At 70.6% G+C, this 24,886-nt stretch carries 27 protein-coding genes; 11 read left to right on the plus strand and 16 right to left on the minus strand.

The genetic code is table 11. The features are described 5' to 3' along the window. The first annotated feature begins 118 nt into the window (after positions 1 to 118). Positions 119 to 1,357, plus strand: coding sequence for a glycosyltransferase (locus FB390_RS23265; protein WP_141810854.1), 1,239 nt, complete (start codon positions 119 to 121; stop codon positions 1,355 to 1,357). Here FB390_RS23265 and FB390_RS23270 read toward each other — a convergent pair. Next, on the minus strand, positions 1,311 to 1,823 hold the full coding sequence (locus FB390_RS23270) for a DUF6328 family protein (protein WP_141810855.1): 513 nt from the start codon (positions 1,821 to 1,823) through the stop codon (positions 1,311 to 1,313). The two genes, FB390_RS23265 and FB390_RS23270, sit on opposite strands and share 47 nt — an antisense overlap. Then, positions 1,810 to 2,232: a ChaB family protein gene (locus tag FB390_RS23275; protein WP_141810856.1), complete on the minus strand. Its 423-nt coding sequence runs from the start codon at positions 2,230 to 2,232 to the stop codon at positions 1,810 to 1,812. The genes FB390_RS23270 and FB390_RS23275 overlap by 14 nt, the downstream gene beginning before the upstream one ends. Before the next feature lie 111 nt (positions 2,233 to 2,343). Between FB390_RS23275 and FB390_RS23280 the strand changes: the two genes are divergently transcribed. From FB390_RS23280 to FB390_RS23290, 3 genes are read left to right on the plus strand one after another with little or no spacing between them, the layout of a single operon-like run. After that, entirely contained in the window at positions 2,344 to 2,934 is a 591-nt protein-coding gene (locus FB390_RS23280) for a nucleotidyltransferase family protein (RefSeq protein WP_141810857.1), read from the plus strand. Between the two features lie 4 nt (positions 2,935 to 2,938). Further along, positions 2,939 to 3,202: a BON domain-containing protein gene (locus FB390_RS34380; RefSeq protein ID WP_097243759.1), complete on the plus strand. Its 264-nt coding sequence runs from the start codon at positions 2,939 to 2,941 to the stop codon at positions 3,200 to 3,202. Between the two features lie 4 nt (positions 3,203 to 3,206). After that, positions 3,207 to 3,947 (plus strand): metallophosphoesterase family protein, encoded by a 741-nt coding sequence (locus tag FB390_RS23290; RefSeq protein ID WP_141810858.1) that lies wholly within the window; start codon positions 3,207 to 3,209, stop codon positions 3,945 to 3,947. A 154-nt stretch (positions 3,948 to 4,101) separates the two neighbouring features. Here FB390_RS23290 and FB390_RS23295 read toward each other — a convergent pair whose 3' ends face one another. After that, entirely contained in the window at positions 4,102 to 4,521 is a 420-nt protein-coding gene (locus FB390_RS23295) for a CBS domain-containing protein (protein WP_141810859.1), read from the minus strand. A gap of 135 nt (positions 4,522 to 4,656) precedes the next feature. On the opposite strand from FB390_RS23295, the gene FB390_RS23300 reads away from it, so the two are divergent. From FB390_RS23300 to FB390_RS23315, 4 genes are all read left to right on the plus strand, one after another. Then, entirely contained in the window at positions 4,657 to 5,670 is a 1,014-nt protein-coding gene (locus tag FB390_RS23300; RefSeq protein WP_141810860.1) for a glycosyltransferase, read from the plus strand. Between the two features lie 70 nt (positions 5,671 to 5,740). Then, positions 5,741 to 6,058 (plus strand): hypothetical protein, encoded by a 318-nt coding sequence (locus FB390_RS23305; protein WP_141810861.1) that lies wholly within the window; start codon positions 5,741 to 5,743, stop codon positions 6,056 to 6,058. A 53-nt stretch (positions 6,059 to 6,111) separates the two neighbouring features. After that, entirely contained in the window at positions 6,112 to 6,570 is a 459-nt protein-coding gene (locus tag FB390_RS23310) for a hypothetical protein (protein WP_246124171.1), read from the plus strand. Positions 6,571 to 6,595: 25 nt separating this feature from the next. Then, positions 6,596 to 6,907 carry a hypothetical protein gene (locus tag FB390_RS23315; protein ID WP_141810862.1) on the plus strand — a complete coding sequence of 104 codons (312 nt, stop codon included), beginning with the start codon at positions 6,596 to 6,598 and terminating at the stop codon, positions 6,905 to 6,907. Positions 6,908 to 6,999: 92 nt separating this feature from the next. Here the strand turns inward: FB390_RS23315 and mbp1 are convergent, their stop codons facing one another. Then, complete coding sequence (mbp1, locus tag FB390_RS23320) at positions 7,000 to 7,245, minus strand: microaggregate-binding protein 1 (protein WP_141810863.1); 246 nt, start codon at positions 7,243 to 7,245, stop codon at positions 7,000 to 7,002. A 173-nt stretch (positions 7,246 to 7,418) separates the two neighbouring features. On the opposite strand from mbp1, the gene FB390_RS23325 reads away from it, so the two are divergent. Continuing rightward, the gene (locus FB390_RS23325; protein ID WP_185757144.1) at positions 7,419 to 8,924 is read left to right on the plus strand and encodes an FAD-dependent oxidoreductase; all 1,506 of its coding nucleotides are present in this window, start codon (positions 7,419 to 7,421) and stop codon (positions 8,922 to 8,924) included. On the opposite strand, the gene FB390_RS23330 is transcribed toward FB390_RS23325, so the two are convergent. From FB390_RS23330 to FB390_RS23385, 12 genes are all read right to left on the minus strand, one after another. Continuing rightward, complete coding sequence (locus tag FB390_RS23330; protein WP_141810864.1) at positions 8,921 to 9,460, minus strand: AAA family ATPase; 540 nt, start codon at positions 9,458 to 9,460, stop codon at positions 8,921 to 8,923. The genes FB390_RS23325 and FB390_RS23330 overlap by 4 nt on opposite strands. 19 nt (positions 9,461 to 9,479) lie before the next feature. After that, positions 9,480 to 10,136: a double zinc ribbon and FHA domain-containing protein gene (locus FB390_RS23335; protein ID WP_141810865.1), complete on the minus strand. Its 657-nt coding sequence runs from the start codon at positions 10,134 to 10,136 to the stop codon at positions 9,480 to 9,482. Continuing rightward, entirely contained in the window at positions 10,136 to 11,422 is a 1,287-nt protein-coding gene (locus tag FB390_RS34665) for a vWA domain-containing protein (protein ID WP_141810866.1), read from the minus strand. The genes FB390_RS23335 and FB390_RS34665 overlap by 1 nt, the downstream gene beginning before the upstream one ends. Positions 11,423 to 11,444: 22 nt before the next feature. Beyond that, positions 11,445 to 12,488, minus strand: coding sequence for a PP2C family protein-serine/threonine phosphatase (locus FB390_RS23345; protein ID WP_246124172.1), 1,044 nt, complete (start codon positions 12,486 to 12,488; stop codon positions 11,445 to 11,447). A 200-nt stretch (positions 12,489 to 12,688) separates the two neighbouring features. Next, positions 12,689 to 15,073, minus strand: a complete 2,385-nt coding sequence (locus FB390_RS23350; RefSeq protein WP_141810867.1) for a serine/threonine-protein kinase — start codon at positions 15,071 to 15,073, stop codon at positions 12,689 to 12,691. Further along, entirely contained in the window at positions 15,070 to 16,239 is a 1,170-nt protein-coding gene (locus FB390_RS23355; protein WP_141810868.1) for a hypothetical protein, read from the minus strand. The genes FB390_RS23350 and FB390_RS23355 overlap by 4 nt, the downstream gene beginning before the upstream one ends. 11 nt (positions 16,240 to 16,250) lie before the next feature. Continuing rightward, positions 16,251 to 17,219, minus strand: coding sequence for a glutamate ABC transporter substrate-binding protein (locus FB390_RS23360; RefSeq protein WP_246124174.1), 969 nt, complete (start codon positions 17,217 to 17,219; stop codon positions 16,251 to 16,253). Beyond that, positions 17,216 to 18,487, minus strand: coding sequence for a hypothetical protein (locus FB390_RS23365; RefSeq protein ID WP_246124175.1), 1,272 nt, complete (start codon positions 18,485 to 18,487; stop codon positions 17,216 to 17,218). Before FB390_RS23365 ends, FB390_RS23360 begins: the two co-directional genes overlap by 4 nt. A 136-nt stretch (positions 18,488 to 18,623) precedes the next feature. Next, on the minus strand, positions 18,624 to 20,516 hold the full coding sequence (locus FB390_RS23370; RefSeq protein WP_141810869.1) for a CocE/NonD family hydrolase: 1,893 nt from the start codon (positions 20,514 to 20,516) through the stop codon (positions 18,624 to 18,626). Between the two features lie 23 nt (positions 20,517 to 20,539). Continuing rightward, positions 20,540 to 21,400: an SDR family oxidoreductase gene (locus FB390_RS23375; protein WP_141810870.1), complete on the minus strand. Its 861-nt coding sequence runs from the start codon at positions 21,398 to 21,400 to the stop codon at positions 20,540 to 20,542. A gap of 175 nt (positions 21,401 to 21,575) precedes the next feature. Beyond that, complete coding sequence (locus tag FB390_RS23380) at positions 21,576 to 22,220, minus strand: TetR/AcrR family transcriptional regulator (protein WP_141810871.1); 645 nt, start codon at positions 22,218 to 22,220, stop codon at positions 21,576 to 21,578. Then, positions 22,204 to 22,815 (minus strand): TetR/AcrR family transcriptional regulator, encoded by a 612-nt coding sequence (locus FB390_RS23385; RefSeq protein ID WP_185757145.1) that lies wholly within the window; start codon positions 22,813 to 22,815, stop codon positions 22,204 to 22,206. Before FB390_RS23385 ends, FB390_RS23380 begins: the two co-directional genes overlap by 17 nt. Positions 22,816 to 23,170: 355 nt before the next feature. On the opposite strand from FB390_RS23385, the gene FB390_RS23390 reads away from it, so the two are divergent. Together FB390_RS23390 and FB390_RS23395 are read left to right on the plus strand one after the other, a co-directional pair. Continuing rightward, entirely contained in the window at positions 23,171 to 24,016 is an 846-nt protein-coding gene (locus tag FB390_RS23390; protein ID WP_141810873.1) for an MlaE family ABC transporter permease, read from the plus strand. Position 24,017: 1 nt separating this feature from the next. Next, a complete protein-coding gene (locus FB390_RS23395; protein ID WP_141810874.1) occupies positions 24,018 to 24,884 on the plus strand; it encodes an ABC transporter permease in 867 nt (288 codons plus the stop codon). The last annotated feature ends 2 nt before the right edge of the window (positions 24,885 to 24,886 follow it).

Below are 24,886 nucleotides of genomic sequence, written 5' to 3' on the forward strand. Positions count from 1 at the left end.
CGGACCGTTTGCGCGTGACGGTGGCGGGCATATCCCGCACATATAGCCGACGGCACGTCCGGCCCTGGCCGCGCCGAGTATCGGCATGCGCCCGCCTTCTCGCCGGAACGGAGTAGCCGTGAAGATCGCCATGGTTTCCGAACACGTCAGTCCTCTCGCGGATCCGGGCGGCGGCGCGGGCGGTCAACAGGTGCACGTCGCGGCGCTCTCGGCGGCGCTGGTCCGCCGCGGGCATCGCGTCACGGTCTACACCCGGCGCGACGACCCGCACATCCGGACAGAGGTGGCGACCCGCGACGGCTACCGTGTCGTGCACGTCCCCGCCGGGCCACCACGGCCACTCGGCCGCGACCAGACGCTGCCCCACCTCGGGGAATTCGGTACTTTCCTGCGCAAGCACTGGGCGATCGACACCCCCGATCTGGTGCACGCGCACTTCTGGATGTCCGCGCTCGCCGCCGAGCTGGCCGCCCGGGCGCACGACATCCCGGTGGTGGTGACCTTCCACGCGCTCGGCACCGTCAAGCGCCGTCACCACGGGCTGGCCGACACCAGCCCGCGTTCGCGGATCCGATTCGAGCGCCTCATCGCGACCAGGGCCGCGCACGTGCTGGCGACCAGCGCCGACGAGGCCGTCGAACTGGTCAGGATGGGCGTGCCGCGCTTCCGTATCTCGGTGGCGCCCTGCGGAGTGGATCTCACGGCCTTCCGTCCCGAGGGCGGCATGGCCGACCGCAAGGCGCGCCACCGGATCTTCGCGGCGGGGCGGCTGGTGCGCAGGAAGGGATTCGACCTCGCGGTGCGCGCGCTGCCCGACCTGCCCGACACCGAACTGGTGATCGCGGGCGGTGCGGTCGGCGACGACGTGGACGACGACGCCGAAAGCAAGCGGTTGCGTCGCATCGCCGTGGAACACGGTGTACACGAACGGGTTCGGCTGCTCGGCCAGGTCTCGCACAGCGCGATGCCTCGGCTGTACCGCTCGGCCGACGTGGTGCTGTGCACGCCTTGGTACGAGCCGTTCGGCTTCGTCCCGCTGGAGGCGATGGCCTGCCGTAAGCCGGTGGTGACCACCGCGGTCGGCGGCATGCTCGACACCGTGGTGGACGGAGTCACGGGCAAGTTCGTCGCACCGCCCGAGCCGGAAGTCGTGGCGCGCGCGGTGCGCCCGCTGCTCGAGGACGCGACACTGCGCGAAACCTGGGGCGCGGCGGGTTATCAGCGAGCCAGCAGCCGCTATTCCTGGGATCGCGTCGCCGCCGCGACGCTGTCGGCGTATCGACGCGCCGCGCCCGCGCGGGCCTCGGTGGTCACGGATGCGGGCGGCTCCGGGCGCGCCATCGCCACGGCGCGATGAGCCAGGCCCCGGCGAAGAGGACCGCGGTGACGACACCGGCGATCACGCCCGCCATGTCCCCCGCAACCACGTCGACCACCAGGATCAACGCTCCCGTCAGCGCGATGCCGAGCAGCGCTACGCCCGCCATCGCGCACCGGTGCGCGGCCGAGACGACGTTGCCCAGCCGATGCCTGCGGAACAGGATGCGATGCCAGGACACCGGCGCTATCAGGAACACCGTGGCGCCGAACGCCGCGCCGACAGTCACGAGATACAGCGTCCGCATCTGCTGCGACACCACCGCGAACTCGGGTTGGAATGGCAGGAGCAGCAGCGCGCCGACGAGGAACTGCACGCCGGTCTGCACGACGCGCAACTCCTGAATCAGGCTGGCCCAGTTGCGGTCCAGTCGTTCGAGCTCGGTTTCGTCTCGCCCCTCGTCGACCCTTGCCGGGCGGCGCGAGGTGTCTTCATCGTCGTGCACTTGCGGTCTTCCGGCGATTCTCCTTCTCGATCGCCGAGATGAGCTCGTCCTTGGTCATCCTCCAACGCCCGGTGATCGACAGGCGACCCGCGACATCGATCAGGTGCTTCTTCGTCGCGTTGGCGTTCACGCCCTCCGCCGTCCGGCCCCGGGCGTTCGGGCCACCGCTCTCGGCGCGCTCGTCGGAAGGGCCGCGCCGCTCTTTCGGCTCCCAATGGTCGCCGACCTTCTCGTAGCTGTGCTTCAACGCGCTGTAGCCCACCCGGTAGGCGCGTTCTTCGCTGCCGTACTCCTCGAGGGCGGCATCGTGCGCCTTCGCGAACGTCCGCTGCGCCTTGTCGTCCGACCGGCGCACGGTGCTCGGCAGCTCGGACTTCTTCGCCTCTCCGCTGCGGGTCGTCTTCGGCATGTCACCGCCCCTTCCTAGTGGCCGGCCGCGGTCGTTTCCGGCCGGGCTGTACGCCATCGCATACCCGCTCAGAGCCTGATTAACCCGGAATCCGCCGGGTACCACCGCAGCATGGTCGCGACGATGGACGAACTGCTGCACGCGCTGACCCGGGCAGCGAACACGCTGCTCGACGCGGAGATCAGGTTCGCGGTGGCGGGTGGCTGCGCGGTGTACGCCCGCGGCGGTCCGGCGTCGGATCACGACGTGGATCTCTTCGTGAAACCCGCCGACACCTCGCGCGCCATCCAGGCGCTCGCGCGGGCGGGTCTGCGGGTGTGCCAGCCGCCCGAGGACTGGCTGTCCAAGGTCTACGACGGCGACACCCTGATCGACGTCATCTACCGGCCCAACTGCCGCGACGTCACCGACGAGTTGCTCGACCGCGCCACGGTCATGCGCGTCGGGCCGACGGTGGCGCCGGTGATCAGCGCGACCGACCTGATGATCGACAAGCTCCTCGTCTTCGACGCGCACCGACTGGATCTGAGCCCGCTGCTGCACATCGCGCGCGATCTGCGCGAGCAGGTGGACTGGGACGTCGTGCGCAGTCAGACGATGGAATCACCGTATGCCCGAGCCTTTCTCGGCCTGGTCGACGACCTCGGTATCACCGACGCCGGCCGGACCGACGCCGGCACCCGAGATCGAGAAGAAGGCTGAGCCGATGGAGAAACCCCAGTACCTCGTGGCCCGTCTGCGCCGCGCGCTCGCCGAGGACCCGCGCACCGCCGAACTCGGCGTGCAGGTCACCATTCGCGGTGAGGTGGTGGTGCTCGACGGCGAAGTGACGAGCGACCAGCGCAAACAGCAGATGGAGGCGGTGATCCGCGAACAACTGCCCGGCGTGGTCATCCACAACGACGTGCGCGTCTCGGTGCCCACCGCACCGACCGGAACCGAACACCTGTCGACGCACGAAGGGAGCTGACGCCATGCGGATCGCCGCGGTAGGCGACGTACATCTGGGAGCCGAATCCTCCGGACAGCTGCGCCCCGTGCTGCGCGAACTTCCCATGCGCGCCGACGTGCTGCTGCTCGCCGGAGATCTGACCAGGCACGGCACGCTGGACGAGGCGCGGGTGGTCGCGACCGAGTTCACCGATCTCGGCGTGCCCGTCATCGCCGTGCTCGGCAACCACGACCACCACAGCGATGCCCAGGACGACATCACCGCCCTGCTCACCGACTACGGCATCACCGTGCTCGAGGGCAGCTCCACCACCGTCTCGGTCGACGGGCAGACGCTGGGCGTGGCGGGCACGAAGGGCTTCGGCGGCGGGTTCGCCGGCAAGTGCGCCAGCGTGTTCGGCGAGCGGGTGATGCGCGAATTCGCCTGCCACACCGTGGCATTGGCCGATTCGTTGCGCGACGCGCTGACCGAGCTGGACACCGACGTCACCGTCGTGCTCACGCACTATTCGCCGGTCAGCGACACCCTGCACGGCGAGCCGAGGGAGATCTACCCGTTCCTCGGTTCCTATCTGCTAGGCGAGCCGATCGACGAGTTCGGCGCGGATCTGGCGCTGCACGGGCACGCGCACGCGGGGACCGAGCGCGGAACGACGCCGGGCGGCATCCGGGTGCGCAACGTGGCCGAGCCGGTGATCCGGGCGGCCTACGCGATCTACGAGCTGGAACCCGCCAGGCAGCGGGTCGTCAGCGCGCCCACGTGATCGTGCCGACCTGATCCTGCGTCGCGACGCGCGGCGCGCGATCGGCGCGCCGCAGCACAGTGCCACCTGATCGGCGCGGCGGGCACAGCGCCAGGATCGGTGTCGCGGCACGGTGCCCGATCGGTGCCGCGGCACGGTGCCCGATCGGTGGCACTCAGAAGTCCAGCGAGACCGCCTCCACCATGTTCCCCGCCTGCGCGTTACCCAGCGCGGTCGCGATATCGGCCTGCGCGATGATGCCGACCAGCCGCCCGCGATCGAGCACGGGGATGCGCCGCACCTGGTGCTGGGCCATCAGCGACACCACCTTTCGCACGCCGTCGGTGACGTCCACCGTGTACGGCACACCACCGGCCAGCTCCCCCGCCGTCACGCGCTGCGGATCCTTGCGCGCCGCAACGACTTTCACCACGATGTCGCGGTCGGTGAGCATCCCGTGCAACCGGTTGTCCTCGCCGCAGATCGGTAACGCGCCGATGTCGAGCTCGGCCATCTGGTCCGCCGCCTCGGCCACGGTGTCGCCCGCGCGAATACAGTGCACGCCCGCCGTCATGATGTCGCCTGCCGTTGTCATCCCCGACCTCCCTGGTCCCGTGTGAGAGTCGCCACGGTGCGGGCGCCTCGGGGACCGCTTACCCGGGTCGCGCTCGGGTACACGGGTTCTCGGGTATCCAGGTTTCGGGCGCGCGCGCCGGGGCACCCCGGGCGTATGGAAGCTCCGACGATCACTTCGAACGGGGCGGCCGGACCGCTGAACGTCCTGGTGTGGCACGCGCACAGCCCGTGGATGACAGCTTTCGTCCAGGGCGGGCACCGCTATCTGGTGCCCTACGACGCACGCCGCGGCGAGTGGGCGCGTGGCCGGTGCGGTCGTCCCTGGCCCGCGAACGCGGTCGACATCGCACCCGCCGATCTGGTCGACACCGACATCGATCTCGTTGTCCTGCAACGCCCGAGGGAGATGGATCTCGCGCACGAATGGCTCGGCCGCGCGCCGGGCATCGACGTGCCCGCGGTCTACGTCGAACACAACACCCCGCACCAGCACGCGGCGCTGACCAGGCATCCCCTGGCCGGTCGCTCCGACATCCCGCTGGTGCACGTCACCCAGTTCAACCGGCTGATGTGGGACAACGGCCGCTGCCCGAGCATGGTCATCCGCTACGGCATCCCCGATCCCGGCCAGCGGTACACCGGTGAACTGGCAAGGGCGGCGACGATCATCCACGATCCGGTGCGCCGCTGCCGCATCACCGGCACCGACCTGCTCGCGCCGCTCTCCGAAGCGGCGCCGATCGATGTCTACGGCGCGGGCACCGAACGGCTGGCCGACGCCCTGCACCGCCCGCCGGATCGAATCGTCGGCGCGGGCGATCTCGAACAGGACCGGCTGCACGAGGAGCTGGCCCGCCGCCGTGTGTTCCTGCACGTGCCGCGCTGGACCTCGCTCGGCATGTCGGTGCTGGAAGCGATGTATCTCGGCATGCCGATCGTGGCGCTCGGCACCACCGAGGTCTCCGCCTCGATCCCCGCCGAGGCCGGTGTGGTGTCGACCGAGCCGGAGATTCTGGCCGAGGCGGTCCGGCAGTTCCTGCACGAACCCATGTTCGCCGAGCTGGCGGGCAAATCGGCGAGGCAATGGGCGCAGGCCAATTTCGGCCTCCCCGAGTTCCTGCTGGCCTGGGACCGGCTGCTCACCGACCTCGTCGCCGACCACCGCTGATTGACCGGTGATTCCCCGGGTACCCGTCGAACGGCACCCGTTCGATGGTTGCGGCCGGAAGGAGACCACTATGCGTGCCGAGAACAATTTCCGAGGCGACAAGAAGCCCGAAGGCGTATTCCCGGACCACCACCGGACCACTCGGACGCATGCGGGCGAGGCGATCGAGGACGCCAAGAACTGGCCGGGCATGGTCCTGGTCGGCGTCGGCATCGTGCTCGTCGCGCTGACGCTCACCGCAGCGGGCTACGGCTTCGAGGGCTGGGCGATCGTGGCGGGCATCGCGGCCGGGCTGAGCATCGTCATCGGCGCCGTGCTGGTCTTCGCCGAACACAAGCGCGTCCAGCGCAAGCACGGCGACTCGCTCTACGACGACCGAGGCCACTGATCGTGCACCACCGATCGTATGAAGCCGACGGGGTGGCGTGGAAAGGAAAAAGAATGATACTCAGCCGAACTCGGCTGCAGAGCCGGAGTCTGGCTGTGCTCGCCGGGCTGGTGACCGTGGGCTCGCTCGTCGCGGGATGCGGCGGCGACGGCAACACCGACCCGGTGCCCGCCACCCCCACCGAGGGCAGCGTCGAGCTGACCATCGCACCGCCGACGAGCGCCGATGTGCCGAATCCCGACGAGGTGACGCCCGCGGCCGCCGCGCAGCTGTGCGACATGATGCGCGCGGAGGTCGGCAACTGGAGCGAACAGGGTGAGGTCGTCGGCCGGGTCAGCTTCAACGGCACGGTGCACAACTGGGCGGTGCGCAACGGCGGACTCAACGACGCCGTGCTCGCCGATCAGTCGATCATCGACACCGCGACCATCCAACAGTGCCCCGACGTGCGCCAGCAGGTGCTCGATGCGCTGAACCTCGATGACCTGGCCGCCGGCCTCGCCGGTTTCTGAGCCGCCCCGACACAGGAGAGTTTCGATGAGAATGCGTAGCCTCGCCGTCGCGGCGCTGGCCTCGGCCGCCATGTTCGCGGTGGGTTGTGAGGAGGCCGAGAAGGCCGTCAACAAGGGCGGCGACACGCCGTGCAGCGAATTCGTCGAGCAGGACGCCGACAAGAAGCGGACCACCGTCACCAAGTTCCTCGAGCAGGAACGCAGCGGCCAGGAGGCGCCGGACGACCGCATGGTCGACGCCGCCATCGCCTCGATCGAATTGATGTGCACCGCGCAGGCCAATCCGGACACACCGATCCGGAAAGCGGACCTGACCGGCATCTTCGTTCCGAAGTAGCAGACCCTTCGTTCTGAAGTAGAACAACGAGAACGGGGTGCCCGGCAGATGCCGGGCACCCCGTTCGTCACCGCACAGGTCGGGGACGGGGACTACTGCCCCCGCTGGTGGGCGCGCTGACGCTGCTCGTCGACCGACGCCTCACCCCGCTCCTTCTCGGCGGCGGCTTCCTTCCGCGCGGCCTCGCGCTGCGACTCGGCCTTGTCCTGCTGGGCCTTGCCCTCGTCGCGCAGATCGTCGTTTCCGAAGACGCTTCCGGCGGCCTCCTTGGCCTTGCCCTTGACGCCTTCGACAGCGCCTTCGACGCCTTCCCGGGGACCACTCTTCTGCTCGGACACGATATCTACCTCCGAAATATCGGTTATCAGGTGGACAGTGGCGGTCTACCCGGCCGAGGCGGGCTCAATCAGCGCCGCGGATATTCGCCGAAGTCGATCACGCGCGCGCCCGGATGGAAGATCGGCCGGTCAGCGCCGGGTTTCGGGCCGGGTCGATCGGCTATGTCCCGACTATGACGTCCTTGTGGATGAACGACGCGCAAGTACCCGCACGACTGCGGCTGACGCCCGGCTCGCGTTTCGACACCGTGGTGATCGGCGCAGGCATCACCGGGCTCGTCACCGCCCTGCTACTGGCCCAGAACGGCGTCCAGGTCGCGGTGGTCGAAAGTCGGCGCGTCGGCTACGGGACAACCGGTGGTACGACCGGAAAAGTCAGTCTGCTCCAGGGAACTCGCGCGCAGAGCATCGCCGGACAGCACGGCATCGGCGCCCTCGCGCAGTACCTGGCGGCGAATCGGGACGGCCAGGATTGGCTGTTGCGCTTCTGCGACGAGCACGGAATCGCGTACCAGCGCGCCGCGGCGGTCACCTACGCCCAATCCGAGCACGAAAAGCATGCGGTGCGAGCCGAATTCGAGGCGACGCGGGCGGCGGGACTGCCGACCGAGCTGATCGACGACCTGGAAGCGCCTTTCCCGGTGTACGGCGGTGTCCGGCTGATCGAGCAGGCCCAGATCGATCCGATGGCCGTGCTGGCCGCACTCGCCGCCGAGGTGGAGTCGCACGCCGCCCCGATCTACGAATCGACGCTCGCGCAAGGAGTGCACCACGGCTCCGACGGCGAGCTGATCGTGCAAACCGAACACGGCGACCTGACCGCGGGCACGGTCGTGCTGGCCACCGGGACCCCGATGCTGGACCGTGGCGGGTTCTTCGCACGGCTCACGGCACAGCGCTCGTACCTGGCCGCGTTCCGGGTGCCCGGAGCGGTGCCGCACGACATGTACATCAGCGCGGGACAGCCCATCCGCTCGCTGCGCTACCACCCCACGCCCGAGGGCGACCTGCTGCTGGTCGGCGGTAACGGCCACGCGGTCGGGCGGACCGACGCGGCCGCCGAGCACGCCGACGAACTCCTGGACTGGACCGCCGCTTGGTTCCCCGGCGCGCAGGTGCTGCACCGCTGGTCGGCCCAGGACTACCACCCGGTCGGCGAATTGCCCTACGTCGGCCCGCTGCTGCCCGGTCGAGACGACATCCTGGTCGCCACCGGCTACGCGAAGTGGGGCCTGACCAACGGCGTCGCCGCCGCGCTCGCGCTGGCCGGCAGGCTCACCGGCAAGCCACCCGCCTGGTCCGGCACCTTCACCACCTGGCGGCCCGCCGAGCTGCGCTCGCTGATCTCCGGCGCCAAGGCGAACACCATGGTGGCCCAACAACTTTCGATGGGCTGGCTACGCATGCTCGGCGGCGGCTCGGCCAGTATGCCCGAGGAGGGCTGCGGACGGGTCGAGCGCCACGGGCTCACGCCCTCGGCGATCTGCACCGTCGACGGAGTCAGCACCGAGGTGTCGGCCGTCTGCCCGCATCTGTACGGCATCGTGCGGTGGAACGACGCGGAACGGTCCTGGGACTGTCCGCTGCACGGCTCTCGCTTCGCGCCGGACGGCACGGTGCTGGAAGGACCGGCGACCAAGCCGCTCGCGCGGCGCGCGGTCTTGCGCAAGGACGTCTAACGGCTCGGTTCCCGGACCATCGGGCGGGCGGTGTCGAGGATGGCGTCGACGGTCTCGGCGACGGTCAGCTCCGAGGTGTCGAGCCATAAACCGAGCCGCGGCGTGCTGTCGCGCAGCACGGCGTCCAAGGCCGCCACGGTGAACGTGTCGTAGGCGTTCTTGTCGCGGGCCGCCTCACGGGCGGCGATCGCGTCGCGGCTGGGCGCGAGCACCACGACATACAGCGGGTCCGTGCGAATCCGGTCGACGGTGTAGGGCAGGAACTCGCCGAGCACCACGTCCTGCAGGATCGCCGTGAATCCTCCCGCGGCGTACTCGTCGGCGACGGACGCGGCGAGCCGGTGGCGCAGCCGCAATTGATCGAGGGCCGCCGCGGACGGTTCCGGACCCATTTCCGCGCGGCCGCCCACCACGAACCTGCGGAAGGTGTCCCCGCGCACGTGCGCCGATCGGGGCAGGCGTTCGGCCAGCGCTTGGGCCACCGTCGATTTGCCCGCGGCTTGGATACCGGTGATCAGATAGACAGCGGAGACCATCCGGCCATGATCGCAGACCTCAGGCCGGTTCCACGGTGAGGGTGATGGTGGTCCACGCCCCGACGTGAACGCGGTCGCCACTGCGCAGCGCGACCGGCTGCTCCGGCGGGATCAGGTCGTCGCCGCCGTTGAGGCTGGTGCCGTTGGTGGAGCCGAGATCGGTGACGGTGAGGCCGGTCGGGGTCAGGTGCAGCAGCGCGTGCGCCCGCGAGACGCCCGCGTCGGCGGGGGCGATGCCGAGATCGATGTCGGGGTGCAGGCCCTGCGAGACACTGCGCTTGCCGATCAGGATCTCGCTGCCGTGCAGCGTGATTCGGCGCGGCGGATAGTACGCGGGGAACTCCACGCGATCCGAGTCCGGACCTTCGCGCGCCAGTACACGGTCGTAGAAGGCGCGATCGGCGGTGACGGTGGCGATCCAGGTGACGGTCGGCGGCCGCACGGCGGCCGAGTCGGCGACCTTCGAATCGTCCTGGCGCGCAGGGGGTTCCGGCGGGGACGGCGCGGGCAACGCCGAATCGTGACCGCAAGCCTCGCAGAAGCGTCCCCCGCTCGGCGCGCCGCAGGCCGGGCAGCGAGGCGCGGCGACCGTCGCCGGCGGCGCGCCGATCGGCGCTCCGCACACATCGCAGTAGTCGGCCGCCGCCGACCGATGTCCCTCCGGGCAGGTGACCATCAGGACTCCTTGCGTACCCGTGCCGTCTTGGTGGAGCGGGCGTCCAGTGCCATCTCGTCCTCGGCCGCGACGCGCGCCCGCAGCCGCACCGTGCCGTTGTGCTCGTCCACCTCGACCACGCCGCGAAGCAGCTTCGCTGTGCTCTCGTTGCCGGACTCGGCGGCAAGCTGGACCGCACGCCGCAGTTTGGCCGTCGCGGTCTCCACGTCACCGTTCTTGCGGGCCGCCAGCCCCTCCTGCACCGCGTCGGCCAGCTCGGCCTGACCGGTGTAATGCGCTACGCGCCTGCTGATCCGGGCCGACAACTCCGTCTCGGTGGTCCACACCGCCCGCACCAGACCCTGCCCGACGACCTCGTCGCCCGCGATCACACTGACCCGCGCCGCCAGCTTCTCCCGTCCCGGCGCGGCGGGCTCCACCCGCACCTGCACGTGGTAATCGCGCTCCTCCGCGCCCCACGCGCCGAGCGGGTACTCCCCCACCTGCGGGCCGCTCTCGACGCGGCGGGCCGTCAGATCCTCGATGGCGGGCGCGACCTGCTTGACGAAGCGCACCGTGGCGCCGGCCGGAGTCCAGACCCGCAGTGTCAGTTCGGGAATGGCCTTGGCCATCGAGGTGTGTGTCATCGCCGCGAAATCCGCGGCCAGGTGCGCCGGATCGGCGACGATGTCGACGGTGCCGTGCAGAGCTGAGGCGATGGCCCGCAATTCGTCCACCCGCCAATCGGTTCCGACGCCGCGGCAATCGCAGGTGAACACGCCCTCGGACTGGGCGATCTCGGCGGCGAGGGACTCCGGCGACTCGTGCTCGTTCTTGCCGTCGGTGAGCAGGATCGCGTGCACCATGGCGCCCTCGTGCTTCTTGGCCAGTTGGCGGGCCAAGCCGAGCCAGGTGCCCATGGCGGTGCCGCCGTCGGCACGCAGTTTGTCGAGCTTTCGGCGCGCCGCGGCGCGTGTGGTCGCGTCCGCGGGCACCGAGGGCTCATCGGTGGGAAAGACCAGGCGGGCCATCGACGTGCCCTGCACGATCGCGAAGCGGGTGCCGTCGGGCAGCGCGTCGAGGGCGGCCATGGCGGCGCGGCGGGCGCCCTCGAGCTTCTTGCCGTTGCCCATCGACCCCGAACTGTCGATGATCAGGATCTCCACGCGCTCCGGCGGCGGCCCGGCCGCGACGAAATCGGCGCCGGTCTCCACCGAGACCACCGCGTCGACCGTGCCCGCACCTTCCGCGAGGTACTCGTTCTGGTCGACGACCACCGAGATACCGTTGCCGGCAACAGAATTCACAGTACTTCTCCTGGCTGGTCGATCAGGGCACCGGTGCGAGCGCGACGGTGATGTTGTCGTTGCCCCCGCTGCGCAGCGCGAACTCGACGAGATCGCGGGCCGCTCGCATCGGCTCCGGGGCGGTCGCGAGCGCGGCTAGCGCGTGGGCGTCCGGTTGGTAGTTCCACAGGCCGTCGCTGCACAGCAGCAGCAGGCCGGGGCCGCGGGTGCGGAAGGCGCGCACGCAAGTGTCCGACCACGGCCGGTCTCCCGAGTCGGCGCCGAGCCACCGCAACAGCGTGTGCGCCCTCGGATCCTTCATGGCGGCCTGCTCGTCCATGGCGCCCGCGTCGACCAGGGCCTGAGCCCAGGAGTCGTCGACGGTCAGCCGTTGCGAGGGCGGGATGTCGGGCGCGCCCGGCGCGGGCACGAGCCAATATGCCCGGCTGTCACCGACATTCGCCACCGTGATCTCGACCGTGTCGGCGTCGTAGCCGCGCACGATGGCCGAGACATACGTGCAGGAGGGCGCGTGGCTCTCGTGCACGGCGATATCGCGCACGGCCTGCGCCGCGGCGGCGAGTCCGGCCAGCGCGGCGTCGGGGGCGTCCTGGCCCTCGGCCAGTGCGGCGAGCGTGGCGTCCACGCCAGACCGAGACGCGGTGCCGGAGGCCGCCTGCGGATCCTCGGAGGTGGACACACCGTCGCACACCACGATGACGACGGTGCGCGGTCCCGCCGCGCCGTCCACCACGGCGGCGGCGACGGAGTCCTCGTTGCGGGCGTGCGCGATGCCGCGATCGGTGGCCACGCACACCGCGCCGAGGTCGGCCTCGAAACGGTCACGCGGAGCGCGCAATTGGCCGCAGCCGCGACAGTAGCCGTCCGGGTCGTACTCCTGCGCGCCACAGGCGTCGCACGGCCGCGGCGTCGCCGACTCGGCCTCCGGGTGCGGCAGCGCGACCCGGCGCGCGCCCAGTTCCCGCCCGCAGGCCTCGCAGTACCGGTCGGTGCTCGAGACGCTCTCCCGGCAACCGGGGCAGCGCGGCGAAGCGTTCGGCGGTGCGGCGGGTTTCGCCAACGGCATGGTCGGCACGGTGTCCGACGGATGGGTCGGAGCTGCGCTCACAGGTGGGGTCACGTAGGCACTCACGGTCGAAGTCGGCTGGTCGGATGGGGGCGGCGCCGTGCTGGGCTCGGCGGGGTCGATCGGCTCGGTGGGCCGGTCGGACGCGGCGGACCGGTCGGGCCGGGTGGGCTCACCCGGTTCGGTTGTCCCGTCCCGGTTCACAGCGTGGTCCTCGGGCGGATGGCGTTGGCGCGGTCCACCAACGCGAAACGGGCCCACATGTCCTCGGTCTCGCGCGCCAGGTCGCGGAAGCAGCGCTCCAACCCGGTGCGCACACCCTCCTGGTCGAACGAGACGCCGAGCAGCGGCGCGTGGTTCGTCGCCGCTCGGCCGCCGTCGAGCCAGGCCAGCGCGGCGTCCAGCACCCGCATCCGCACCTGTGCGTGACGGCGTTTGGAATCGAGCGCGAGCGCGTCGACCCGGCCGCCCGCATCGCGCAGGACCGCCTCCGTCAGCTCGGCGGGCCCGCGTTCGGCGAGCAGCGCGTCCACCGCGGCCACGCGCGCGTCGGTGTACAGCGACGAGGACCGATCGACTTGGTCGAGAGCCGCGACCGCGCCGTCCCGGTCACCCGCGCGGCGGCGCGTCCGCGCCAGGCCGAACACCGCGGCGGCGAAGGAGCGGTCGGTGCGCCAGACGGTGTCGTAGTAGCGCGCCGCCGCGGCGCCGTCGGCGGTGAGCTCGGCGACGGCGGCCAGCGCGAGCTTGGGCGCCGGTTCACCGGGCAGCGCCGCGTACACGGCGTCGAATTCGGCGCGGGCGGCGGCGAAATCGCGGGCGAGCAGCCTGGCCTGCCCGCGATACCAGGCCAGCCGCCAGTCGCCGGGCAACCGGTCGGCGAGCTCGGTGAGCCTGCGCTCGGCCTCGGCCGGATCGCCGGTGTCGAGCGCGGCGCGCACCAAGCGCAGCGGGATCTCCACCGATTCGCCGCGGCCGGTGACCACCGAACGCAGTCCGTCGGCGAAGGCTTGCTCCAGTTCGCCGGGCGTCGTTCCGGCCGTCGTGGCGAGCAGCGCGGCGCCGCTGTCGCTCGGATCCACCAGCGGCACCGGCAGACCGGCCACGATGTCCTCCGGCGCGACCGCCGCGTCGACGCCGATACCGAAGACCGCGCGCGGCGGCCCGAAGTACGCCGACATGCCGGGGCGCGGTACCGCGTCGTCGGCGCTGAGCACCTCGCGCAGCACGCCGGTCAGCTGATCGGCCACTTCCTCCATCGAGGCGAATCTGGCCTCGGGGTCGGCGTCCGTGGCGCGCAGCAGGAACCGGTGCAGCGAGTCGTAGCGGGCGAGCAGGGGTTCGGCCTCGGGTCCCGGCAGCGCGCCGAAATGCCCGCCCTCCTGCGGGACGTGCATGATCAGCACCGCCAGCGTGCGGCCGACGGTGTACACCTCGGTCGCGACGGTCGGTCCGGTGGCGGCGATCTCGGGCGCCTGATAGCCGATCGTGCCGTAGATGGCGCTGTCCTGATCGTCCATGGCGATCACGGCGCCGAGATCGATGAGCTTCAATTGCTCGTCGGTCTGCATCACGTTGTCGGGCTTGAAGTCGCAGTAGGCGAGACCGAGCGAGTGCAGGTAGCCGAGTGCGGGCAGCATCTCCAGAATGTAGGCGATGGCCTGGGGCACCGGCAGGTATCCGCCGTCGGTGTCGCGCCGATCGCGCAGGATCTGCTTGAGCGAGGTGCCGCCGACGAACTCCATGACGATGTAGCCGACCGCGACGCCATCGGGCCCGGCGTGTTCGACGAAGTTGAAGATCTTGACGATGCTCGGATGCTCGACTTCGGCGAGGAACCGCTTCTCGGCGACGGCCGCCGCCATGGCGTCCAGGTCGCCGGAGTTGAGCAGGCCTTTGAGCACCACCCAGCGGTTGCCGACATTGCGGTCGGTGGCCAGGTAGATCCAGCCGAGCCCGCCGTGCGCGAGGCAACCGACCACCTCGTATTGGCCACCGACCAGGTCGCCGGCGCTCAGCTTGGGCGCGAAGGAGAACCGGGCGCCGCAGTTCGGGCAGAAGCCCTCGGTGCGGCCCGGCGCGCCGTCCCGGCCGCGGCCGACCGGTCGTTCGCAGGCGCCGCAGAAACGCTTCGACTCCGCGACCATCGGGTCGGCCAGAATGGCCGAGGTGGGGTGGATCCGCGGCACGCGAGGCACGTCGACCATGCCCGCGCCGAGCCGTCCGCGCGCGCTGGGCTTGGACGACGTCGACCGGCCGGTCCGCACCGAGCGCGCCGACCCTCGCGCAGTGCCCGCGGACGTCCGGGCCGAGGCGGCGACGGTCCCGGTCGCGGCGGGCGCGGTGCCGCAGGTGTCGCAGTATCCGCCGGATATGGTTCCGCCGCAGCCGGGTTCGGCGCAGACATCGGCGCGCCCGGCCTCGGACGCCGTGCCCGCGGAATTCCCCGACTCCGGTGCCGAGGCAACCGGTGCGGTACCCGCCGACTGCTGGGCCGTCGCGCCGGTGGCAGCCGGTGCGGTCCCGCACACCGTGCAATAGCCGTCCTCGACCGCCCCGCCACAGCCTGGCTCGGTGCAGGTCATGATCTCCTCCCCGATTTCCGCGCGACGATTTGCTGGTAGTCGGCGACCGCGCGGGTGGCCGCCGCGAGATCGCACGGCCGGTGCGCGAGCAGGTCGTTCGCGATCCGATGGCTCGCCATGAGCTCGTCGTCCTCGGCCAGCGCCAGCCTGGCCGCCTTGGCCCGGTATGCGGATAGTCGCCCGCGCAGCTCGGCGCGGCGGTCCAGCAAGCCCTGGGCGAGTTCCGCCGCATCGACGGCCGCCTGGGTCGCCGCGGCGATCCGGCGGCGCAGGTGCAGCAGTTCCGCCGCGGCACCGGGTTCGGCGGCGAGGGCGGACAATTCGGCGTCGAGCCTCTTGTGTTCCGCGCCGGGCGATGGCAGCGGCCCGGTGCGGATCTTGCGTTCGGCTTCCGCACGCGCGCGTCCGGCTCGGGCCTCGCTCTCGGCGAGCACGGTCAGCCGGTCACGGGTCGCCGCCACGGCGGCATCCCAGTTCGCGGTGATCGATGTCAGCTCGGCGAGCACGTCGGCCGCGCGGTCCAGGCGGGCTCCGATATCGGCGAGGCGGGCGTCGATCTCGGGCGGTGTCAACGCCAGCGGATCGGTGGCCGAGCGGCGCAACAGCTCCGCGATTGCCGCACCGATGTCGCGCAGTTCGGCGGTGACGGCGCCCGCGCGGTCCAGCCGGTCCTGGAGCGGCGCGAGCCCGGACAGCACCCGGTCGTTGACGGCGCCGACCTCGTCGAGGAAGGCGGCGATCCGGGGAAACGTCGCGCGCATGCGATCGACCGTGTCGGCCAAGCCGACGAACAACACCTGTTCGCCGGGTCCGGTGAGTGACCGCTGCGCCAACGGAATCGGTGTGCGCGAGGCCTCGTAGGGCCGCCCGTACAGCAGCCGGGTGAGTTCGGCGCGCGTCTCGGCGTCCAGCCGGGACCGTGTGCCGCGCACGGTGCGCGCCGAGTCGAGGATGGCCTTCAGCCTGGCGAAGTCCTGCCACATCAGGTCCAGCTCGGCGCGGATCGGCGTCCACCGGCGCTCGGTGAGGCCGGTGGGCGGAAAACCGCGCAGCAGGGTCAGTCCGGGATGCCGGTCCAGTTCCAGCAGGGTGGCGGCGATCGCGTCGAATTCCGCGCTGCGGGCGGCCAATTCGCTGTCGATCTCGGCGAGGGTGCGTGGCTGCATGATCGCTCGGCTCACGTGGTGTACCGGGTTTCTGGCGGGCCGGGCGAGGGTCCGAGCGCGCTGAGGCGCGCGGCGTAGATGCGCTGCCAGGTGCCGTCGGTGCGGATCCGTTCGAGCACCGCGTTGACGAAGCGCACGAGATCTGGCGCGCCCTTGGCCACACCGACGGCGTAGGCGCCGCTGCCGATGGGTTCGCCGACCACCTCGAGGTTCCGGTCCTGGGCGACGAGGCCGAACAGAATGGGGTCGTCGGCGCTGATCGCGTCCACGTGGCCCTGTTGCAGCGCGGCCAGGCAGTCGGTCCAGTTGGCGACGCCGAACACCGTGAGTCGCTTGGGCAACGCGAACAGCGGCCCGGACGCGGTGGTGCCCCTGGTGACGCACACGCGCTTGCCGCCGAGATCCGCCCCGGACCGGATGCCGGAGTTCTTCGGCGCCAGAATGCGCTGCGCCGCACGGTAGTACACGGCGGAGAAGTCGACGTCGCGCCGGCGCTCGCAGGTGGCCGAGAAGGTGCGCACAATGAGATCGACCTTGTTCTCGCGCAGCGCCGAGATGCGCTCCTCGGCGGTCACCGAGCGCAGTTCGATCCGATTCGGGTCGCCGAACAGCGCCCGGGCGATCTCCCTGGCGATGTCGATGTCGAAGCCCTCGATCTCGTTGGTAATGGGGTTGCGGAAACCGAACAGGTAGGTGTTCTGGTCGACGCCGACCCGGATCCGGCCGTTGGCCTCGATCGCGGCCATCGGCGAGCCCGTGGGCATCGCGCCAGGCGGCGGCAACGGGCCGGGGCGCAAGCTGGCCTCGGCGTCGCACTCGTCCTCGGCCTGACCGGGCGTGGTGATCTCGGCGAACTCGGGCGGGGCCGGATTCACCGCGGCCGCGGCCGGCGTCGCGGGCACCGAGGCGTCGGTGCTGCACCCGACCAGCGGACCGAGCGCGGCCAGCGCGACGACCAGCGAGAAGAGCCGTCTTGTCACAGGAACTCCTTCAGCCGCGGCCACAATCCGACGACCGCGGCGCCCGCCGCGACCAGCATCAGCAGCAACACGCCGGAGGGGCTCCAGGTCAGCGCGTCACCCGCGGCGTCGACACCGCCGCGCAGGTCGCTGCGCACCCGCTGCACGTCGGCGCGCAACGAATCGTCGAGTTGGGCGAACCTGGTCGCCGAGGTCTCCGGACCGGTGCCGATGGCCTGGTCGACGGCCGCCGGATAGTCGGCCGCCTGATACCACGCGATCTGGCGCCGATGCCCCGAGGTCCAGCCCTCGAAGCGCAGAGCCGCGGGCGAATCGGGGCCGGTGACCTCCAAGAGTCGGTCGCGCAGCGCCGCGGTATGGCGGGTGAACGTCTCCTCGCCCGCGGCGATGTCACCGCGGGTGATCAGCTGCAATGTCTCCGCGGTGCGGGCCTGCTGCGCCAGAATCCTTGCCTCGGCGAGCGTTTGGAACCGTACGGCCGCGCCGTCGTCGCCGGTCTCCAGTGCCGCGGCGGCCACCGAGGTCGCCAGCACGGTCCACAGCAGCGCGACTCCGGTCGCCGTCGCCGCGGCGACGAGTCCGGGGTTGACCCGCCGGTTGGTACGGCGCAGCAGCACGAAAGAGCCCGCGCCGCAGGCGAACAGCACCAGCAGCAGTGTGGTGATCGTGGTGAACGGCAGCGCCCCGATCGACCGCTGCTCCTCGTGCATGGCCGCGAAGCGGAGGGTGCTCAGCTCCTCGGCGTTCTTCAACAGCGAATCCTGCATGACTTCGGAGGCTTCGCGCAGGTAGGCCGAACCGACCGGGAACCCTTGCCGGTTGTTCGCACGCGCCGTCTCGACGAGGCCGGTGTAGGCGGGCAATTCGGCGCTGATGGCCGCCACGATGCGGCGGGTGCGCTCGTCGGAGGCGTCCGCGGTGGCCTGCGCCAGCGCGTCGGCCGCGTCGGCGAGCGCCTGCTGGTAGCGTGCGCGCACCTGCGGCGTCTCGATGCCGCCGGTCAGAAACGCCTCGGCCGCGGCGGCATCGGCCGCCGAGAGCGAGACGTAGAGGTTCTGCGCCGCGTAGGCGAGCGGCTCGGCGCGAGCCAAGGCGGCGTCGCGGCGGTCGATCTTCCCGCTCAACTGGTTCGCGCCGGTGAATCCAGCGAGCAGGCACAGCGCCACCGTCGCCAGCGCGAGCGCGCCGATCAGTCCCGGTGTCGTACGCGCGAAGCGCCGAATCCACGCTGCCCCGTCGCGCGCGGTCGCCGGAAGGCGAGGTCCCACACCGTCCCCCCTTCGTCTACCCGGCCGGTGTCTCCGCACGCGATAGTACGGTAGGCCGCTGCGATCCGCTCCCCCCTTGCTTTTCCGGCCTCGCGACCGCGCAGCAACAACCGTCGGTCCGGCTCGTGCGCGCGTATCAGTCGCCGCCGAACGCGCGGAAACTCAGGTAGCTCGGACGGTCGGGACGCAACAGGATGCGCTGACCCGCGATCTGGCGCCGCTTCCAGGGCGGAATCAGATGGCGCGGGAAACTGGTGGGGCTGACCGCGACTCGCAGCCGATGCCCGGCGCGAAGCAGCGCCTCGGTGGGGTTGATCTCGACGTCGATCTCGAAGGCCTCCCCCGGCGTCACCGGTAGCGCGGAATCGGCGGTCATGGGGTGCATGGCGAAAAGCAGTTCGCCCTCGGCGTAATAGCTGTCGGCGGAATCGGTCGCCCGCAGCGTCGACAACAGCGCGCCACGGGTGAGCGGCGCCGAGACGCCGTCGGGGGATACGTCGCATACGGTGACCGACCAGAAGGCGTCGGTGCCGTCGACCGCGGCGAGCAGGTGCAGGTTCATCGGACCGGAGAGCACGGTGTCGGTCTCGAGCGGCGCGCTGGTGAAGGTGAGCGCGGTGGCCTCGCTGCGCCGGTCGTCGTTGCCGAAACGGTCACCGAACAGCAGCGCGACGCCCATCGTCATCACCGCGGTGTTGTTCGAGGCGGCGCTGACCCGGCCCGTCGGCACCGTCAGTGAATACTCGGTATCCGTTGGCGCGGTGGACAATCCGCCGTCTGCGGCGGCGTGTGACGCGGTGCCGCTCGGATCGGCGGTGAGGTAGAGCCTGCGCACGCGCGTCGCCGGATCCGGGAATTCGGCGCGGCGGATCCAGCGACCGTCGCCCTGTCTGCGCACCGTCACCGGTCCGTATCCGTCGATTCCGTTGTCGATGCCCTTGACCCAGCGGTCGAAGAACGCGCACTGGAGTTCGTCGAGCGCCTGCGGGTTGCCGGGATCGCCGAAGCCGGAGCCGGGCGTGAGGTGGTAGGAGTCGTCCACCAGGATCTGCTTGGCGCCCGGCGCGACCGGAATACGCTCGTAGATGCGGAAATTCGAGCGGTTGTAGACGTCGTGCCAGCCGCCGTGGATCCAGGTGGGGACGTCGATCTCCTCGAAGTGCGCGAGCCGGGCCGCCCACTCGGGATTGAGGTAGCCGTCGGGGTGGTCGATGCTGACGGCGATCCGTATGGCGCGGCGCAGCCAATCCGAGCGCGCGGTGATCCGGTCGCGCAGATAATGGCCGAGCAGTCCGTTGCGCACGAGACCGGGCAGCGCCGGAATCCGCCCGGCTCCGTGCACGAACAGGATCCACGCGAGCATGCCCGGCGTGGGCACCCCGCCGGTGAGCCCGAGTTCGCGCACCGGGTTCTCCCCCGCCTCGATGGCGAAGACGGCGGCGAGTCCCTCGGGGCGAAGGCCCGCGGTGACGAGCGCCGCGATCGCGCCGTAGGAAAGCCCCGTCACCGCCACACGTCCGTCGCACCATGGCTGTTCACGGACCCACCCGACGACCTCGAGATAGTCGCGCTGCTCCCTCGGACCGAAGAAATCCCAAGTGCCCGTGGAACTTCCGGTGCCCCGCACGTCCACCATCAGACCCACGTACCCGCGCGACACGGCGGTGCGGTTGATCGCGAACGGTTCCAGGACGCCGCCCGCGGGTGTACGCAGCACGTCCCGCGCCGTCATCCTGGCGCGGTCCGACGGTGGGATGCGGCCCGCCAGCGCGCGCAGCGCCCGATTCGCGCGCATGCCGTGCCGGTTGATCATCTTGTTGTAAGCGGTGAAGTTGATCAGCGCCGGGAGCGGTTCGGCGGTCGGCCCGGAGCGGTCGCCGGGGCGCAGGACGTCGGCGCTGAGGACCGCGCCGTCGGACATGGGGATCGGAACCGTGACGGCCGCGTGCAGTCTCGGATAACGCTCCGGTCCGATGTCGAAGCGTGCGTCCGGCGGCGCGCCGGTGGCGCTAGACAGCGGCTCGACCATGGCGATCCCCTCTCCGTGTTCGATCAGGGTGCGCGCAGGACCCCTGGCTTGTCGACGTAACGCTGCATCGCCCAGTTCAGCCCGCGCATGGCGAGGTTGTAGGAGGGCGGGAAATAGCGCTGGGCCCAGTGCCCGATGCGAATGTCCTGCGAGGTGTAGATCAGATACCTGTTCCGCTCGACCCCGCGCACAATGGATTTCGCGGCCTCCTCGGCGGTCACGGCGTGCCGCAGGAACAGCTTCAACCCCTGCTGCACCGCTTCGGCCTCGCGGTCGACGCCCGCGATGTCCACCCGGTTCACCATCGGGGTCGACATCGCGCCGGGGCACACCAGGCTCACGCCGATGCCGTGCCTGCGCAGGTCGAAGCGCAGCACCTCCGAGACGCCGCGCAGTCCGAATTTGCTCGCGCTGTACGGCGCGTGCCACGGCAGGCCGAACAGGCCTGCCGCCGAGGACACGTTGACCAGGTGTCCGCCGCGCCCGGCCTCGATCATCGGCGGCAGGAACTCCTCGATGACGTGGATCGGCCCCATCAGGTCGATGTCGATGGTGCGCCGCCACTGGTCGTGGGTGAGCCGGTCGACGGTCCCCCAGGTGGCGATGCCCGCCACGTTCATCACGATGTCGACGCTGCCGATCTGTTCGTGCGTCTTGGCGGCCAGTGCGGCGACGGCGGTGTGATCGCTGACGTCGAGCGCTTCGGCAAGGTGCACCGTGGCGCCCGCGGCGCGCAACTCTTCGGCGGTACGCTGCAAGCCTGCCGCGTCGACATCCGTCAGGATCAGTGACGCGCCCTTGGCCGCTACCGCGTGCGCGGTGCCGTGGCCCAGACCGCTGGCCGCCCCGGTGATCAAGCAGCTCTTGCCGTCGAACTTCGTCATGGCTAGACCATAGTGTTCACGAACATCATTGTCTATGAATCGGACACGATCCGTCCCAGACGGAACCGACCACCCGGGGCGCGCGCGTGCCTGCCGACGGCCCGCGGGCCTCAGATCCGCGAAGCGCGTCCACGACGACGGGCCGCGCCCGGAGCGGTGGGAAAGATACTCGAGCTCAGGGGTTTTCGTAGAGCAACAGGTCGACGACGCGCAGGATTCGGTCGAGGTCGAAGCGCTCGGGTTCGGCGAGCATCTGGCGCGCCACGGTCTGCACAGCGCCCTGGACGATTTCGACGAAGACGTCGAGATCGACCTCGTCGGTGCGCTCTTCGGCCGGTCGGCTCGCCAGCCAGTCGCGCAGCAGGCGCCGCAGCGGCGCGCGCAGTTCGTCGCGCGCCCGCTCGATCGGCGCGCGCAGCGCGGGGGGCACTCCGTCGATCGGGAAGTAGACCAGTCGCCAGCTGTCCGGTACGGAGCGCAGATCGCTGAGGAAGCGCCTCAGCGCCGAGAGCAGCGCCGCCTTGGGATCGGCGGGCGCGGCGCCGCTCTCGGCGACGTGCGAGGTGGCGGCGACCATGCGTGCGGTCTCGCGCGCGATGAGGTCGCGGAGCAGATCGTCGCGGTTGGCGTAGAGGTCGTAGACCACCGGGCGGGTCACGCCGCCGCGCTCGGCCACCGCCGCGATGGTGACCTCGGCGAACCCGGATTCGGCGAGGATGCGTAAGGCCGTGTCGAGCAACTGCTCTCGCCGGTCGGCGGGCTGCAGGCGCTTGGCGTACTTGCGGCGCGGCCGCGCGGCGTCGCTACCGGCGCGCGCCACCGGAGGCCTCCCCTATTCCAGCCGTCGCCACCGCTCGGCGCGCGATCCAGCGCAGGGTCGAGGCGATCGCGTCACGGCGTTGCGTTCCATCCTCGGCCAGCAGCAAACGCGCGGCGGTCTCGCTGGCGCTGATGGCGGTGTAGCTGACCAGTTCGGCGTCCAGCTCCCGTTCGGCCATGGCGGCGACGATCCGGATCATGGCTTCGGAGCGCTCGCGCAGCGCCATCCGGCCGCGGGCCACCCGTTCGTGCGCCGAGGGTGGCAGCGCTTGGTCGCGCATCAGCACGAAGCGCCACGTGCCGGGCGCGGCGAGCACCATGCCCAGGAACAGATCGGCCGCCTCGACCGCGATCTCGGCGGGATCGGCCCCGGGCCGGATCTCGGGTAAGGCCGCGGCGGCCATCGTCAAGGCGCGCTCTTCCTCCCGGTCGAGCAGGGCGGTGAAAAGTCCATCGCGGTCGCCGAATTCGGCGTACAGGGCGGGCCTGGTCAGGCCAGCGGCCCGCGCGATGGCGTGCATGCTCGCCTGGGCGTAGCCCTCGCGGAGGACCAGATCGCGTGCCGCGTCGAGGATCTGGTCGCGTCGCGCTGACACCTTCGCCTCCATCGTCGTCGGTCGTCGAGCGTCAGCACTCCCCCAGCGAACTGGTCACTCGATTGAAACAGTGTACGCAGTCGGTGACCCGACGGGGCGGACCGCGCTCGAACGTCACGCTGCCGCACATCGGCTTGTCCTCGGAGACAACCGGATTCGCCGAATTCTACGGCGGCGATGGCGGCTCGGAGGTAAATTGACGTCGTTGTATTTGCGTGTGACGTGCATTACTTCCGGCCGGTAAAAGTGCCGGTGATCACATGCGAATGTGCCGTCGGGCTATCGGTTTCCGTGGACCGTCGGGCGACGAGCGCCGAGGCGGATCGGCGCGCAACGGGGGATGCAGGGAGGAACGATGAAGGAGGCGCCGCCGAGCGTCACGGACGCGGGCGCGATCCGTATCGCGCGGGAAAATGTCACCGGCACAGCGGTTTCCAGCGTGCGCACCTTCGGCCGGGCCGTCGATCTCGGCATCGAGTCGGTGCGCGGTGCGTTCGCCGATCTGATCGGCCTGCGTTTCCAGTGGCAGGAAATGCTGCGTCAGGCCTGGTATCTGGTGACTGTCACGGCACTGCCCGCCGTGCTGATGGCGGTCCCCTTCGGTGTGGTGGTTTCGGTGCAGGTCGGCAACCTGATCCACCAGCTCGGCGCCGACTCGATGATCGGCGCGGCGGGCGGCCTCGGCGTGATCCAGCAGGGCGCGCCCATCGCCACCGGGCTGCTGCTCGGCGGGGCGGGCGCCTCGGCCATCGCCGCCGATCTCGGCGCGCGGACCGTGCGCGAGGAGATAGACGCGTTGCGCACCATGGGAATCAGTCCCGTGCACCGGCTCGTGATACCCCGGGTGGCGGCCATGCTTTTCGTCGCGCCGCTGCTCAATGTGCTCATCATCTTCGTCGGCGTGGTCTCCGGCTACGCGGTGGCGATCAGCGCGCAGAACGTCACGCCGGGCAGCTACTGGGCGACGTTCGGCTCCTTCGCTGTCGTCGCCGACGTCTGGATCTCGCTGGCCAAGGCCATGCTGTTCGGCTTCCTCGTCGTGATCATCGCCTGCCAGCGCGGGCTGGAAGCGCGCGGCGGTCCGCGCGGCGTCGCCGACGGCGTCAACGCGGCCGTGGTGATCTCGGTGGCCGCGATAATCGTGGTCAACCTGGTGATCACCCAGATCGTCACGATGTTCCTCCCGCTGCGGGTGGCCTGAGATGACCGCGACACCATATGCGCCGAAGGGACTCGGCTGGGCCTATCGCGTCGTCCGCAACCGCGGCCGGATCCTCGCTCCGGTCGAGAACACCGGCTTCCTGCTCGGTTTCGTCTTCCAGGCGTTGTGGGCGATACCGCTGACGCTGCGCCGCTACCGCACTCAGACGATGCGCACCATCACCGATATGACCTGGGGGCGCGGGTCGGTCATCGTCGGCGGCGGCACCGTGCCGATGCTGGTGGTGCTCGGTGTCGCCATGGGCGCGGGCGTCGGCATCCAGTCCTTCGCCGCGCTGGACCTGATCGGGCTCGGACCCGTCACCGGCGTCGTGTCGGCCTTCGCCAACACCAGGGAACTCGCGCCGATCGCCGCGGCGGTCGGCTTCGCGGCGCAGGCGGGCTGCCGGACGACCGCGGAGATCGGTTCGATGCGCATCTCCGAGGAGATCGACGCCATCGAATCCCTCGGGCTGCGTTCGGTGCCTTTCGTCGTCACCACGCGGGTGATCGCGGGCGCCGTCGCGATCGTACCGACCTTCCTCATCGCGCTGATCCTGAGCTATCTGGCCTGCTCCGCGGTGATCGTGCTGCTGCACGGCCAGGCGGGCGGTGTCTACAACCATTACTTCTTCCAGTTCACCAGCGGCTACGACGTGCTAGCCGCGGTGATCAAGATCCTGGTGTTCGGCGTCACCGTCATCCTGATCCATTGCTACTACGGCTTTTTCGCCTCCGGCGGACCCGAGGGCGTCGGCATCGCCTCCGGACGCGCGGTGCGGGCCAGCTTCGTCGCCATCATCGCCCTCGACATGGTGCTCACCATCGTGCTCTGGGGCGTCGACTCCGCCATCGAATTCCCGGGGTGAGC

Origin of the sequence: Nocardia bhagyanarayanae (assembly GCF_006716565.1) — a bacterium.
Lineage (GTDB): Bacteria > Actinomycetota > Actinomycetes > Mycobacteriales > Mycobacteriaceae > Nocardia > Nocardia bhagyanarayanae.